Source organism: Pseudoxanthomonas gei (assembly GCF_010119615.1).
GTDB lineage: Bacteria > Pseudomonadota > Gammaproteobacteria > Xanthomonadales > Xanthomonadaceae > Pseudoxanthomonas_A > Pseudoxanthomonas_A gei.
Genome location: NZ_QOVG01000010.1, coordinates 1 through 13,653 on the forward strand (window position 1 = coordinate 1; position 13,653 = coordinate 13,653).

The window sequence follows — 13,653 nt, forward strand, 5'->3', positions numbered from 1 at the left end:
ACCACCGGAGGAGCCACCCCCGCCACCACCCGACGCGCTGCCTGGCGCGCTGGAGGAGGAAGCGATCTGCGAGCTGAGGCTGCTGCCTATGTCCCGGGTGAAGTTGCCCAGGCTGCCCGGGTTGCCGCCCTGGTACCAGGACATGCCGGCCGTGGCGGCAGCCACCGCGGCAGCGCCGGCGGCAGCCGTGAACTTCGCGGTCCAGGCGTCTTCCACGTCCAGCGCCACCGCGTAGGGCAGCAGCATTTGATAGCGCAGCGCATCCAGCACCGGCGGCGCATCCGGGCCGGGCAGGCGCCTGAGTTCGTCACGTTCGGCAACCGACAGGTAGCGCCTGAGGCCCTCGATCTCGTCCAGCAGCCTGCGTCCGGCCGCAGTCGGCGCCTTGATCAGGACCGCGAAGCCGATCAGCGTCGCAAGCATCAGCACGATGATGACCATGATCAGCGGCAGGCCGCCGCCACCGCTGAGCACCACGGCCAGCAGGCCGGCGACGCACGCGATCAGCAAAGCGACGGCGATGCTGTTGCCGTTGCGTGCGAACAGCGCCGGCTTGAAGCGCTTTTCCAGTGCGCCGGAATGCGCCGACTGCGCGCCCGAGAAGATCGCCGCATTGAAGTTCTTCAACTCCAGCCTGCGGTTGCCGTCCCTGAACAACTGCTCCTGCAGGATCCCCTGTTCCGCGGCCGGCGCGGGGCTGGCGGTGTCGGTTTTCTCCAGCGTCCAGTCGTCGCCCAGCAGTGCCTTGTCGCGAAGGATGCGGAGGTTGCCGGAAACCGCCAGCGACAGCAGGTCGGCCGAGAAACAGCGCGTGTCATAGCCCATGCGTTGCATGAAGCGCAGCCCGGCGGGCGAGTAACCTGCGGGCGGCTGGTAACGGGTGATGATCACGCCGGGCCGGGGGTCGCGACCCAGCCGGTGCCAGCGGCGCACGCAGAACACCAGCAGCACGCCCAGACCGGCCAGCGCCAGTAACACGCCGCGGTTGTCCTTCAGCAACCAGGCCCAGCGTTGCGCACGCGAGGGTTCGACGACCACGCCCTTGGGGAAGCCGGTCACGATGGTCAGGCCTTCGCCCGGCGCCAGCGGCGCGGTCAGCAGCCAGCGCGCGCTACCGGGGCCGGTGCTGCGGGCGTCGTAGCCCTGACCTTGTTCGCCCTGCACGCCGGTGTAGCCCTCGACGCTGATCCGGTCGACCGGCACCGGCGACGGCAGGCGCACTTCCACGCTGCCACTTTCGATGGGGAACTCCCAGCCCGTGCCGATCGCATTCCAGTACAGCTCGTCGTGGTCGGCGAAGAAGCCGAGCTGGCGCGTGGTGCGATAACGCAGGGTGTAAGTGAATACCGCGGGCACCGGCAGCAAGTCGTCGTTGCCGGTGTTGATGCGCAGGCCGTTGGACTTCCTTTCGGTAAACCACGGTTCGCTGCGACCGTCGCGCCGCACCTCCAGCACCTCCAGGCCGACCACCACGCGGTTGCCATGGCGGTCCTTGTAGCGGGTCGGGAAGTCGCGGTAGATGCCGCGGCGGATGCTGTTGCCTTCGGCGCGCACGGCGATGCGCTCGGTGACCTCCAGGCTGCCATCGGCATGCACGTCTATTTCGCTGTCGTAGGACAGGATGCGCTCCTGGGCCGCCAGCGGCGCGGCCAGCAGCAGCGACAGCAGCAAGGCCAGGAATTTCATCGGGCCAGCTCCACTTTCACCGCCTCGCGGCCCTGGTCCTCTGCCTGGAAGAACTCCGCGTTGCCGAACCCTCCGGCGCGGGCCACCCACAGGTCCGGTACCCGCTGCACCGCATCGTTCAGATCGCGCACCGCACCGTTGTAGAAACGCCGCGCGTACTGCAGCTGTTCTTCCACCTGTACCAGGTCGCGCTGCAACTGGGCGAAGTTTTCGCTGGCCTTGAGGTCGGGATAGGCTTCCTGCAAGGCCAGCAGGCGACCGATGCCCTGTGCCAGCGCCGATTCGATCGTGCCCAGCGGCCCCGGCGCCTGCGCGGAGAGGGCCTGCCCGCGCAGTTCGGTGACCGTGGCAAGCACCGCCTGCTCATGGCCGGCATAGGCGCGCACCGCCGTCACCAGCGAAGGCACCAGGTCATGCCGGCGGACCAGCTGCACGTCGACATCGGCCCACGCGGTGCGTACCTGGTTGCGCAGGCGCACCAGGCGGTTGTAGGCCGTCACCCCCCACGCCGGCAGGGCCAGGGCAAGGGCGGCGGCAACAATCAGGGCGAGGCTCATGGGCTGTGTCTGCGGGGGTGGGAGGTAAGGGCAATGCGCGGACCTGGCCGCGCTCAGGATTGGCCGGGTGCCACCACGTGGATCTGCACACCCTCCAGCTCCACCACGCTGCCTGCGCGGATCTTGCAGGTCTTGCGAAGTTCGATCACCCCATCCACCACGACTACGCCGCTGGCCACCAGCGCCTTGCCGGCACCGCCGCTGTCGCACAGGCCGCTCAGCTTCAGCAGCTGGTTGAGCTCGACGAAGTCGTGTTCCAGTTCGAACTCCAGGTGCTGGACGGGCAAGGGCATGGCGGCAGGCCTGGGGCTTGGATGGGGCAGGCAAGGTTCGGGGGTGCCCGGCGCTTCGTCAATCGCGGCGTGCGGGAGCTGGCGGCGTCACGTGCAGGTCCCGCCGCTGCTGCTGCACTACCGGGCGTGTCGATCCGCTGCGCTGGATCGGCACTGGCAATGCCGCCGACCGCCGCATCCACCCTGGATCGCGGGAGCCCGGCCCACGCGCCATACGCTGTCGTAGACTAGCCGCCGTTGCCAGGTCCCTACGCTCCGGAGAACCCATGAAGATTTCGCGTTCCGCACTGCTCGCTTCGCTGCTCGTTTTCACCGCCGCCGCTGGCGCCCAGCAGCAGGCCGCGCAACCCGCGCGCCCGGTCGCCGCCCGTCCGGCGCCGCAGCAGCAGAAGCTCACGCCCGAGCAGCAGGCGCAGGTCACGCGCCAGGATGCCGAGATCACCAAGGCCGCGGCCAAGGTCGTGCAGCTGGTGGACACCAGCAAGACCGGCGAAGTCTGGGATGGCGCCTCCAAGGTCGCCAAGAACCTGGTGAACAGGCAGACCTTCGTCAGCCAGATCAGCGCCGACCGCAAGAAGCTGGGCGCGCCGGCCGAACGCAAGCGCGTGGCCGTCACCCGTTCGGCCTACACCGCCGGTGGCCAGGTGCCCGCCGGCAACTACATCAACGTGGTGTATGCGACCAAGTTCGCCAATGCGCCGCAGCCGGTGCGTGAACTGGTCTCCTTCCACCTGGACGACGACAAGACCTGGCGCGTTTCGGGCTACAGCCTGCGCTGAACCAGGTCGGCACGCCCCGGCTTTCATGCGAACCCACCCTGGCGGTGGGTTCGTCTTTTCCGGGTCCCTATTCCTGTTCGAAGCGGGCGATTTCATCGGCGATGCGTTGCGCGTTGCGCAGGCTGCTGCCGGTCATGCCGTCCTGCATCGTCCTGGCCAGCTGCGGGCGCCGGCTGCTGCGCGACCAATGGTGGAGCCACCAGCTTCCCGCCAGGCCCGCAGCACCCACGCCCATGCCGATCCAGACCAGGGACGGGGCCCGGGCATACAGGTCCACGCCGCCGAGCGCGGCCAGCACCATCAGCACCGGCACCCACATGAACCACCAGGGCAGGCCGGCGACGATCCCGCCGAAGATGTAGAGCCGCCTCAACTTGGCAAGCTGCTTCTGGATGGCCACGACCGGCAACGCATAGTCGATCGTGCGGACCAGGCCGAGGGTGCAACCGGCCATTGCGATGGCGGCAATGCCATACGCATGCACGAGCACGCCTGCCGCGACCAGGTGCCATGGCAGGCGGCCCGGGCTGGAACCTGCCCGCATCCACAGCGATGCCGCCAACAGCACGAACAGGACCCCGAAGGCCATCTGTGCAAGCTGGCCCCAAGCCAGCGGCCGCAGGCTGGAGCGAACCCGCCGCGTCCCGTCATCCTTGAGCAGCTGGAAGTTGATTGCGTTCTGTCGCTCCAGTTTGCGGTCCTGGGCCTGCCAGGCCATCTTGATTTCATCGAGTTCCATGAGGTTTTCCATGCGCGCGCGGGCGGTCAGATTTCAGAGCGGATGCGTTGTTTCAGGCGACTGACTTTTGTCGCCACGTTGGTTTCGGTGATGCCCAGGATCTCGGCGATCTCCCGGTAGGTGTGCTCTTCCAGGTACAGCAACAGCAGGGCGCGGTCGAGCGTGTGCAGCCGTGCCATGAAGCGGTGCAGCGCGCGGACCTGCTGGTCGCGTTCGTGGTCGGCGCCGTTGTCATCGGGGATGTCGTGCAGCTCGACGTCCAGTGGCACGGCATGTTCGTGGCGACTTGCCGCCCGTCGCACGTGCGAGATCCCGACGTTCAGGGCGATGCGGTACATCCAGGTGGAAAAGGGACGCGCGTGGTCATAACCGGGAAAGGCTCTCCACAGCTGCACGGCTATCTCCTGGGCCAGTTCGTCGCGGTCGTCGGGGTGGTGCCCATAGGTGTTGGCCACCTTGAAAATGATCCCGCGGTGGCGTTCGACCCGTTCGGCGAAGCGTTCCTGCCGGCTTGCTTCGGTAGCCATGGTGGCGGTGTATCCCATTTGGGCCTGCATGATTGTGCTTGTGTACCCCGTGATTCGCGCCGGGGCGGCAAAAATCACACTGCGCTGCCAGGGCGGCGGTGAAAATGGGGCAGGATGAACAAAACGGGCCATACGCCGGCGCATGTCATTGCGTTGACCCTATCCGTCCCTGACAATCCTGTCTCTTCCTGGAGATGCCTCTTGAGTTCCGATATCCAGGCGGCCACGCCGGCCGCCCAGCTGCGCAAGTTGTGTGCACACTTCGCCAAGCCCCGCCTGAGCCGCGCCATCTGGCAGTTGCTCAACACCCTGCCTCCCCTGCTTGCCATCTGGGCAGTGATGGCCTGGAGCGTGGTCGATGGCTGGGGCTACGGATGGACACTGCTGATGGCCATCCCGGCAGCCGGCTTCTATGTCCGCCTCTTCATCATCCAGCACGACTGCGGGCACGGCTCCTTCTTCGCCAGCGATCGTGCCAACCACATCGTCGGCGCCAGCCTGGGCCTGATCACGCTGTTCCCGTTCGGCTACTGGAAGAAGACCCACGCGGTCCACCATGGCACCTCGGGCAACCTGGATCGCCGCGAGATGGGCGACATTGAAACGCTGACCGTAGCCGAATACGAAGCACGCTCGTGGCTCGGACGGTTTGCCTATCGCTTCTACCGCAGCACGCCGGTGCTGCTGGGCATCGGGCCGCTGTACCAGTTCGTCATCAAGCACCGTTTCCCGTTCGATCTGCCCTTCAGCTGGAAGAAGGAGTGGGCAAGCGTGATGCTCAACAACCTGATGCTGCTGGTGGTGGGCGGTTCGCTGGGCTTCCTGATCGGCTGGCACACCGTGCTGATGGTGCACCTGCCCATCGTGCTGCTGGCCGGCGCCATGGGTGTGTGGCTGTTCTACGTGCAGCACACCTACGAAGGTGCCTACTGGACGCGCAAGGAAGAGTGGGACGCCGGCAAGGCAGCGGTATCGGGCAGCTCGTATTTCGACCTGCCGGCGGTGCTGCACTGGTTCACCGGCAACATCGGTTACCACCACATCCATCACCTGGCCAGCCGCATCCCCAACTACCGCCTGCGCGAGGCCTTCGAGTCCAGCGAACTGCTGCAGTCGGCGACCCGCCTGACCCTGTGGTCCAGCCTCAAGTCCGCACGCCTGAAGTTGTGGGACGAGCAGTCGCAGCGGATGGTCGGCTTCGGCTACCGTCGGCAGGCTGGCGCATAAGTCTTTTTTAGAGCCGGGCTTGCCCGGCTGCCTGGCCAGCTTTTACGCGCAACGGCAGCCCAGCAACCCCGCGTCTGCAACCGCGGAACGAACCTTTCAAGGCCCGCCCCGGCGGGCCTTGTGGCTGTTTTAGGGCGACAGCTCTTGTCGCAGGGCGCACAATATCGCCTTGCGTAGGCCCATTTCCGGGGCGCGCCGGAGTTTCACGTCATGTCCAACGAAGCAGAATCACCCCTCCTTTTCGCAGACCTCGGCCTTTCGGCCCCGGTCATGGCCTCGGTCACCGAGATCGGCTACGAGTCGCCTTCGCCCATCCAGGCCGCGACCATCCCGACCCTGCTGGAGGGCAAGGACCTGCTCGGCCAGGCCCAGACCGGCACCGGCAAGACCGCCGCCTTCGCCCTGCCGATCCTGTCGCGCCTCAAGCTCGACCAGAAGAAGCCGCAGGCACTGGTACTGGCGCCGACCCGCGAGCTGGCCATCCAGGTAGCCGAAGCGTTCCAGCGCTACGCCAACAAGATTCCCGGTTTCGTGGTGCTGCCGATCTACGGCGGCCAGGGCTACGCGCCGCAGCTGTCGGCGCTCAAGCGCGGCGTGCACGTGGTGGTGGGAACGCCGGGCCGGGTCATCGACCACCTGGATCGCGGCACCCTGGACCTCTCCGAGCTGACCACGCTGGTGCTGGACGAAGCCGATGAGATGCTGCGCATGGGCTTCATCGACGACGTCGAGGCGGTGCTGAAGAAGACCCCGCCGACCCGCCAGGTGGCACTGTTCTCGGCGACCATGCCGGTGGCCATCCGCCGCATCGCCCAGACCTACCTGCGCGACCCGCGCGAAGTCACCATCACTGCCAAGACCACCACGGCGACCAACATCCGCCAGCGCTACTGGTTCGTCAGCGGCATGCACAAGCTGGACGCGCTGACCAGGATCCTGGAAGCCGAACCGTTCGAAGCCATGATCATCTTCGCCCGCACCAAGGCCGCCACCGACGAGCTGGCCGGCAAGCTGCAGGCGCGCGGACTGGCCGCCGCGGCGATCAATGGCGACATCCAGCAGCAGCAGCGCGAAAAGACCATCCAGCAGTTGAAGGACGGCAAGCTGGACGTGCTGGTGGCCACCGACGTGGCCGCGCGCGGCCTGGACGTGGAACGCATCAGCCATGTGCTGAACTACGACATCCCCTATGACACCGAAAGCTACGTGCATCGCATCGGCCGCACCGGCCGCGCCGGCCGCAGCGGCGAGGCGATCCTGTTCGTCACTCCGCGCGAGAAGGGCATGCTGCGCTCGATCGAGCGCGCCACCCGCCAGCCTATCGAGGAAATGAAGCTGCCCAGCGTGGAGGCCGTCAACGACCGCCGCGTGGAGAAATTCCTCAGCCGCATCACCGACACCCTGGCTGCCGGCCAGGCCGGCGACTACCGTTCGCTGGTCGAAGGCTACGAGCAGGAACACAACGTGCCGATGGTCGACATCGCCGCCGCGCTGGCGCACCTGGTACAGGGTTCCACGCCGCTGCTGCTGTCGCCCGATCGCGCGCATGTGCCGCAGGCGTTCGACACCCCGCGCCATCACGAGCGCCCCGAAGGCAGCGTGCGTCCGGGTCGCAGCGAGCGCCCCGCGCCCGGCGCGCCGTTCGGGCGTGAAGAGCGCCCGCAGCGCCGCGACGCCCCCGCCTCGTTCGATCGTGACGCCCGCCCGCCACGTCGCGAGGCGCCTGCGACCTTCGAGCGCTCCGCTCCTTCCGAGCGCGCGCCCAGGGCATTCGAGAAGCCCGCACACGAGGCCTCGCGCATCGAGCGTCCTTCATTCGACCGGCCTGCCTTTGAAAAGCCCGCTTTCGAGAAACCCGCTTTCGAGCGTCCACATGCTGACAGGGTGCCGCGTGAGAAGCCCGACGTGGGCATGGAATCGTTCCGCATCGAAGTGGGGCACGCGCATGGCGTGAAGCCGGCCAACATCGTCGGCGCCATCGCCAACGAAGCCGGCCTGGACAGCAAGTACATCGGCCGCATCGACATCCAGGACGACTACACCGTGCTGGACCTGCCCGAAGGCATGCCCAAGGAACTGCTGATGCACCTGAAGAAGGTGTGGGTGTCCGGGCAGCAATTGCGCATCCACAAGGTGGGCGAGGGCGACGACGGTGGCGATGCGCCGCGCAAGTTCAAGCCGGCCGGCGCGCGCACGGGTGGCAAGCCGTCGGGTTTCAAGCCGGGTCCGCCGGGCAAGCTGCACCGCAAGGGTCCGCCGAAGTCGCGTGAGTGACCGTCATGACGGATGAGCGCGCCAGCACCCGCCTCAACAAGCATATCGCCGAAACCGGTTTCTGTTCCCGGCGCGAAGCCGACCGGCTGATCGCCGCGCGCCGCGTCACCGTCAACGGCATCGCCGCCGGCATGGGCGCCGTGGTGGGCGAGGGCGACGAAGTCAAGGTCGACGGCCACGAACTGCGCGTGCGCCAGAAGAAGGCGGGCGGCCGCAAGCATGTCTACATCATGTTGAACAAGCCGGTGGGCATCACCTGCACCACCGAGCAGGCCGTCGACGGCAACATCATCGACTTCGTCGACCACCAGGAGCGGATCTTCCCGATCGGGCGCCTGGACAAGGAATCGGAAGGCCTGATCCTGCTGACCAGCAACGGCGACATCGTCAACGAGATCCTGCGCGCCGAGAACAAACACGAGAAGGAATACCACGTGGCGGTGAACAAGCCGGTCACCGACGAATTCCTGCGCGGCATGGCCCGCGGCGTGCGCATCCGTGACGAGGTGACCTTGCCCTGCAAGACCGCGCGACTGGCCAAGTTCGGTTTCCGCATCGTGCTGACCCAGGGGCTGAACCGGCAGATCCGCCTCATGTCCGATGCATTCGACTACCGGGTCAAGCAATTGCGCCGGGTGCGCATCGACAACCTCAAGCTGGGTGCGCTGAAGATCGGGCAATGGCGCAACCTCACCGAGGTCGAATTGCGCGGCCTGCTGCCGCAACGCACCGACTGGTGAGGTGGCGCGCCTGCGCAGGCGATTGCATGGACTGAAGCTGGCCAGTGCGGGAATGCGAGACCGCAGGATGTGGTTCACTGCGACTGTCGTATATATCCTGCTGGCCATCGTTCACCGGCCCAGGAGCATTACCCATGATCAAACCGGACAAGCCGCACGACGAGGCGGCGCGCCTGGCCGCGCTGCAGCGCTACGAGGTGCTGGATACGGCGTCCGAAGAAGCCTTCGACGACCTGGTGCTGATCGCCTCGAGCATCTGCGGCGTGCCAACGGCGACCGTTTCGCTGATCGATGCGGACCGGCAGTGGTTCAAGGCCCGTCACAACCTGGAGCTCACCGAGACCAGCCGCGACGAGTCCTTCTGCGGCCATGCGATCCTGGATCCGGACAAGGTCATGGTGGTGCCCGACGCGGCCATCGACGAGCGCTTCCACGACAATCCGCTGGTGACCGCGCAGGGCGGCATCCGCTTTTACGCAGGCGCGCCGTTGAAGAGCAACGACGGCCATGCGATCGGCACGCTGTGCGTATTCGGTGGCGAAGCCATGCAGCTGGATCCTCCGAGGCTGGAAGCGCTCAAGGCATTGTCGCGGCAGGTGTCGCGCTTACTCGAGTTGCGCCGGGTCAGCAGCGAGCTCAGCCTGCAGCTGCGCGATCGCGCGTGGTACGAGCAGCAACTGCAGGACTACCAGGCCGCACTGGAGCGGCAGAACGCCGATCTGGCCGAACAGACCCGCACCGACTCGCTGACCGGCCTGGCGAACCGGCGCGCCTTTGCAGTGGCCCTGGTCGGGGAAATGGAAAAGGCCCGGGCCAGTGGGCAACGGCTTTGCATAGCGATCCTGGATATCGACAACTTCAAGGCCATCAACGACCTGCACGGTCATGCCGAAGGCGACAAGGTGCTGGTGGAGCTGGCTTCCATGCTGAAGGCGCAGTTCGCCGGCAAGGGCATGGCGGCGCGTTACGGAGGCGAGGAATTCGTGCTGCTCCTTGCGCAGAGCGACCAGGCAACGGCCAGGCTGCAGTGCGAGTTCCTGCGCCAGTCGGTGTCACTGCTGCCGATCGGCCTGCCGGTCACGGTCAGCATCGGCGTGGCCGAAATCAGGCCTCGCGACGACACGCCGGAGGATGCCTTCCGCCGTGCCGACGAAGCCCTGTATGCGGCCAAGCGCGCGGGTCGCGACCGGGTGGAAGTGGCGCCCTAGGCTGTTTTTTACGGCCTCAGTCGACGATGTTCTTGGCTTCGGACATGCCGATCACTTCGGGATGTTTGACGCGCTTGTTCCGGTCCAGCAAAGGATGCAGGAACACGGCGACCAGGATGATCGCCACGCCCAGGTAGAACAGCGGGGTCAGTTCTCGTTGTTCGCCCAGCAACACGATGGCCAGGATGATCGCGTAGACCGGTTCCAGGTTGGTCACCAGCTGCACGCCGTATGCGGTCAGGTGGCGCAGGGCCACCAGCGACAGCGCGAACGGCAGCAGCGTGCAGACGATGGCAAGCACCAGCAGCAGGACGCCGTCATGCAGGCTGGGGATGACCAGCAGGTCACCGGCAAAGGCGGGAAACAGCATCGGCATCAGCGGCGCCAGCAGGGTCAGCAGCAGGGTTCCTGCGCCGAGTTCAACGCCGGTCACGGTCAGCGGGTCGCCGCCATCGACCATGCGCTTGTTCAGCGATCCGAACACTGCCACCAGCAACGCCGACACCGCGCCGACGGCTATGCCGGTGCGCATGCCGTGCGGCACGCCGCCGACCACCAGCGCCACGCCTGGCAACACCGCCAGTCCGAACGCCAGCTCGCGCATCGAGAACGGCCTGCGGGTGAGCCAGGGTTCGACCACGGCGGTGAAGGCCGGCGCCAGCGCAATGCAGGTCGCGGCCACCGAGGCGTTGGCCAGCTTCACCGCGCCATAGAAGGTCAGCCAGTGCAGCGCCACCAGACCGCCAATGCCGGCGTAGGCCAGGGTGGTGCGCAAGGGCATGGCCCGCAGCCCGCGCCACACGCTGGGCAACACCGCCAGCGCAACCACTACCAGCAGCATGCGCCACCACACCAGCGGCAGGGCGGGCAGGGTGATCATCTTGCCCAGGATCGCGGTGAAGCCCCACAGCAGCACGCAGAAGTGGATCTGCAACTGGGCCTTGGCGTGGGGAGAGACGGGCATGCCACCATTGTCGCCGAAGCCGGCTTGCCGGCGACACGTAGCAGGCTCTCCGGTTATGAGTGACTCCTTCTCCGATTACCTGCGCGACCTGTTCTCGTTGCTGGGACCGGTCACCCTGCGCAGCATGTTCGGCGGGAAGGGCCTCTACCACCGCGACGTGATCATCGGTCTGGTGATCGGCGAGGAGCTCTTCCTCAAGACCGACGCACCCACACTGGAAGCGTTCCGTGCAGCGGGCGGGCACCCGTTCGTCTACCAGGGCAAGGGCAAGCCGGTGGCGACGAGCTACTGGTTGCCGCCGGCCGAGGCGATGGAGTCGGCCCAGGCCATGCAGCCCTGGGCGCGGATGGCCTATGAGGCGGCCCTGCGCAAGCGCAGCCAGGCCAAACCGTCGGCGAAGATTCCCGCGAAGAAGCCAGAGAAGAAGCTTCCCAAGAAGCTTGGGAACAAGCCGACGGGCAGGAACCAGCCTGTGGATTGACTCAGCGCACGGCGCCCAGGCGTTGCAGCAAGGCCATGGCGGCGGCGGGGTTGCGTTCCTTGGCGCTGCTGATGAAATAGATGAAGACGTCGCGAGGCTTGCCGGCTGCCTGGGCGCTGGCGAGGTGCGGAAGATCCTGCGGATCCTCGCCCTGGGCCCAGCGCAGGGCACGCTGGCACCACGTGGCCAGCTCGGCGTCCGGGTAGCCTGTTGCCACGGACGAACGCGAGCGCATCAGGCGCGCGTACACGAAATCAGCGGTCAGGTCGGCGAACGAGGGATGTTCCTCCGAGTCGGTGAATACGGTGGCCATGCCGTGCTTGCGCGCGAGTGCAAGATAGTCCGCATCCACGAAGCCGGGGTCGCGCACGTCCAGCACATGGCGAAGCTTGCGCGCTCCGTATTCCGCCGGCAGAGATTCGACGAAGCCCGCGAATTCGGCGCCATCGATGCGCCTGCCCTTGTCGAACTGCCAGACCAGCGGCCCCAGCTTGTCGCCGAGTTCCACGATGCCGCCAATGAAGTCCTCTATCTGGTGCGCGGTCTTGGCCAGCGCCCTGGATTCCATGATCCGCTGCGGCGCCTTGGCCGAAAACAGGAACCCCTCCGGCGTCTCGTCGCGCCACTTGGCGTAGGTGGCCGGCTTCTGCGCGCCGTAATAAGTGCCGTTGACCTCGATCGAGGTGAGCTGGCGGCTTGCGTATTCCAGCTCGCGCCGCTGCACCAGGCCGACCGGATAGAACATGCCGCCCCGCCACGGCACATAGGTCCAGCCGCCGATGCCCACGCGGATGCGGGGCGCGGCAGGAAACGCTGGCAAGTCGGCGAACAGGTCGGGGGCGTTGCTGGCTTTCCTGGTCATGGGATGGACCACGCGGGCGAGGGATTCGGTTGAAGGAGGGACATCAGGGAATACAGCCCAGTGCACGCTGGTTCGCGGCGGCAGCCTCGGCATTGGTGGCGCAGTGCCTGCCGATTTCCTGTCGTTGCTCGACAGTGAGCGTGGCCAGGCCGCGCTGCATGGCATCGGCGTTGCGCAGCATCAGCTCGAACGCCGCCTCGGGAATCCTGCCCTTGGCGCAGGTGAGCATGCGCTGCAGCTGTTCGTCGCACTCGGCCGCGCCGGTGATGATGGGATGGGCGGCATCCCAGGCCGGCAGGGGCAAGCTCATGTCCAATGCGGGCTCCGGGCCCATGTCGAACTGCACCGGAACCCTGACCCTGCCTGCGACCGCCTGGCCTCGCTGGCGGCCGGGGTTGAAGCGCCACGTGCGGGCGGCCTGCATCGCGGCCTGGTCCAGGTTCTGGTTCCTGCTCGACTTCTCCACGCTCACCTGGTTCACTGCGCCGCTCGCGTCCACGTCGATGATCAGCACGGTGGTCCCGGAGATGCCGGCGCGCGCTTCCTCCGACGGATAGCGCGGCGGGTTGAGGTCTCTCGAGCTTATGTCCAGGCTGGCGCCCAGATCCGCGTCTGCCACTGGCGTCGCAAGCGCGCCGCCAGTAGGCGCCAGGGCTGTCATCAGCGCCATCAATCCCACCGCCAGCATCACCTGCATTCTCATCCGCATCCCCGCATCCCCGCATCCCCGCAGCGCGCTGTGCCCTGATTGCGGAAGTATAGGCAACCCGTTTACAGCCTGCGGCGTCCCTATAGAATCCAGAAAAACTCCGTGAGGCGACGCCATGCCATGGACTACCCCGGATCTTTGCGATGCGAACGCCGATGTCTCGGTTGTCGAGCCGCTGTTCCGCAGCTTCGGCGACAGGCCGGCCTTCCACGGACGCATCGTCACCGTGCGCTGCCATGAGGACAACTCGCGCGTGCGTGAACTGGCCGGCACCGATGGCCATGGCAAGGTCATGGTGGTGGACGGCGGCGGTTCACTGCGACGCGCGCTGCTGGGCGACCTGATTGCCGCCAATGCGGTCGAGCACGGTTGGGAGGGCCTGCTCATCCACGGCTGCGTACGTGATGTCGAGGCCATCGCGACCTTGCCATTGGGCGTGCTGGCACTGGCTGCGATCCCGCTCAGGACCGAGCGGCGCGGGCTGGGTGAAGTGGATGTCGGGGTGCATTTCGCCGGAGTCGGCTTCGTTCCCGGCCATTGGCTGTATGCCGATGGCAGCGGCGTGATTGTCGCAGGACGCGACCTGCTCCTGTAGGAGCGCCTGCGG

The 13,653-nt window shown here is 66.7% G+C and carries 14 protein-coding genes and 1 pseudogene; 7 read left to right on the forward strand and 8 right to left on the reverse strand.

The window, feature by feature from the left end:
• From DT603_RS13665 to DT603_RS13675, 3 genes are all read right to left on the reverse strand, one after another.
• Positions 1 to 1,686: DUF2207 domain-containing protein (locus DT603_RS13665; RefSeq protein WP_162350541.1), on the reverse strand; the 1,686-nt coding region annotated here is incomplete at its 3' end.
• On the reverse strand, positions 1,683 to 2,243 hold the full coding sequence (locus DT603_RS13670) for a LemA family protein (RefSeq protein WP_162350542.1): 561 nt from the start codon (positions 2,241 to 2,243) through the stop codon (positions 1,683 to 1,685). The genes DT603_RS13670 and DT603_RS13665, both read right to left, overlap by 4 nt.
• A 53-nt stretch (positions 2,244 to 2,296) precedes the next feature.
• Complete coding sequence (locus DT603_RS13675; protein ID WP_162350543.1) at positions 2,297 to 2,536, reverse strand: RNA-binding S4 domain-containing protein; 240 nt, start codon at positions 2,534 to 2,536, stop codon at positions 2,297 to 2,299.
• A 266-nt stretch (positions 2,537 to 2,802) separates the two neighbouring features.
• Between DT603_RS13675 and DT603_RS13680 the strand changes: the two genes are divergently transcribed.
• A complete protein-coding gene (locus DT603_RS13680) occupies positions 2,803 to 3,315 on the forward strand; it encodes a DUF4019 domain-containing protein (protein WP_211368447.1) in 513 nt (170 codons plus the stop codon).
• Positions 3,316 to 3,382: 67 nt separating this feature from the next.
• Here the strand turns inward: DT603_RS13680 and DT603_RS13685 are convergent, their stop codons facing one another.
• Complete coding sequence (locus DT603_RS13685) at positions 3,383 to 4,054, reverse strand: serine/threonine protein kinase (RefSeq protein ID WP_162350544.1); 672 nt, start codon at positions 4,052 to 4,054, stop codon at positions 3,383 to 3,385.
• A 26-nt stretch (positions 4,055 to 4,080) separates the two neighbouring features.
• Positions 4,081 to 4,581 (reverse strand): RNA polymerase sigma factor, encoded by a 501-nt coding sequence (locus tag DT603_RS13690; protein ID WP_162350545.1) that lies wholly within the window; start codon positions 4,579 to 4,581, stop codon positions 4,081 to 4,083.
• A 201-nt stretch (positions 4,582 to 4,782) separates the two neighbouring features.
• Here DT603_RS13690 and DT603_RS13695 point away from each other — a divergent pair, with 201 nt between their 5' ends.
• The 4 genes from DT603_RS13695 (at position 4,783) to DT603_RS13710 (ending at position 10,030) form a co-directional block, all read left to right on the forward strand.
• Positions 4,783 to 5,808 carry a fatty acid desaturase gene (locus DT603_RS13695; RefSeq protein WP_162350546.1) on the forward strand — a complete coding sequence of 342 codons (1,026 nt, stop codon included), beginning with the start codon at positions 4,783 to 4,785 and terminating at the stop codon, positions 5,806 to 5,808.
• A gap of 210 nt (positions 5,809 to 6,018) precedes the next feature.
• Entirely contained in the window at positions 6,019 to 8,082 is a 2,064-nt protein-coding gene (locus tag DT603_RS16330) for a DEAD/DEAH box helicase (protein ID WP_162350547.1), read from the forward strand.
• 5 nt (positions 8,083 to 8,087) lie between these two features.
• A complete protein-coding gene (locus DT603_RS13705; RefSeq protein WP_162350548.1) occupies positions 8,088 to 8,822 on the forward strand; it encodes a pseudouridine synthase in 735 nt (244 codons plus the stop codon).
• Between the two features lie 134 nt (positions 8,823 to 8,956).
• Entirely contained in the window at positions 8,957 to 10,030 is a 1,074-nt protein-coding gene (locus DT603_RS13710) for a sensor domain-containing diguanylate cyclase (protein ID WP_162350549.1), read from the forward strand.
• A 16-nt stretch (positions 10,031 to 10,046) separates the two neighbouring features.
• Here the strand turns inward: DT603_RS13710 and DT603_RS13715 are convergent, their stop codons facing one another.
• On the reverse strand, positions 10,047 to 10,994 hold the full coding sequence (locus tag DT603_RS13715) for a DMT family transporter (RefSeq protein WP_162350550.1): 948 nt from the start codon (positions 10,992 to 10,994) through the stop codon (positions 10,047 to 10,049).
• Between the two features lie 55 nt (positions 10,995 to 11,049).
• Between DT603_RS13715 and DT603_RS13720 the strand changes: the two genes are divergently transcribed.
• On the forward strand, positions 11,050 to 11,475 hold the full coding sequence (locus DT603_RS13720; RefSeq protein ID WP_162350551.1) for a TfoX/Sxy family protein: 426 nt from the start codon (positions 11,050 to 11,052) through the stop codon (positions 11,473 to 11,475).
• Position 11,476: 1 nt separating this feature from the next.
• Here DT603_RS13720 and DT603_RS13725 read toward each other — a convergent pair whose 3' ends face one another.
• Positions 11,477 to 12,337 (reverse strand): DUF72 domain-containing protein, encoded by an 861-nt coding sequence (locus DT603_RS13725; RefSeq protein ID WP_162350552.1) that lies wholly within the window; start codon positions 12,335 to 12,337, stop codon positions 11,477 to 11,479.
• A 337-nt stretch (positions 12,338 to 12,674) separates the two neighbouring features.
• Positions 12,675 to 12,944: pseudogene (locus DT603_RS16120) on the reverse strand (energy transducer TonB); the annotation flags it as partial.
• 217 nt (positions 12,945 to 13,161) lie between these two features.
• On the opposite strand from DT603_RS16120, the gene rraA reads away from it, so the two are divergent.
• Positions 13,162 to 13,641 (forward strand): ribonuclease E activity regulator RraA, encoded by a 480-nt coding sequence (gene rraA / locus DT603_RS13735; protein ID WP_162350554.1) that lies wholly within the window; start codon positions 13,162 to 13,164, stop codon positions 13,639 to 13,641.
• Positions 13,642 to 13,653 lie beyond the last annotated feature (12 nt).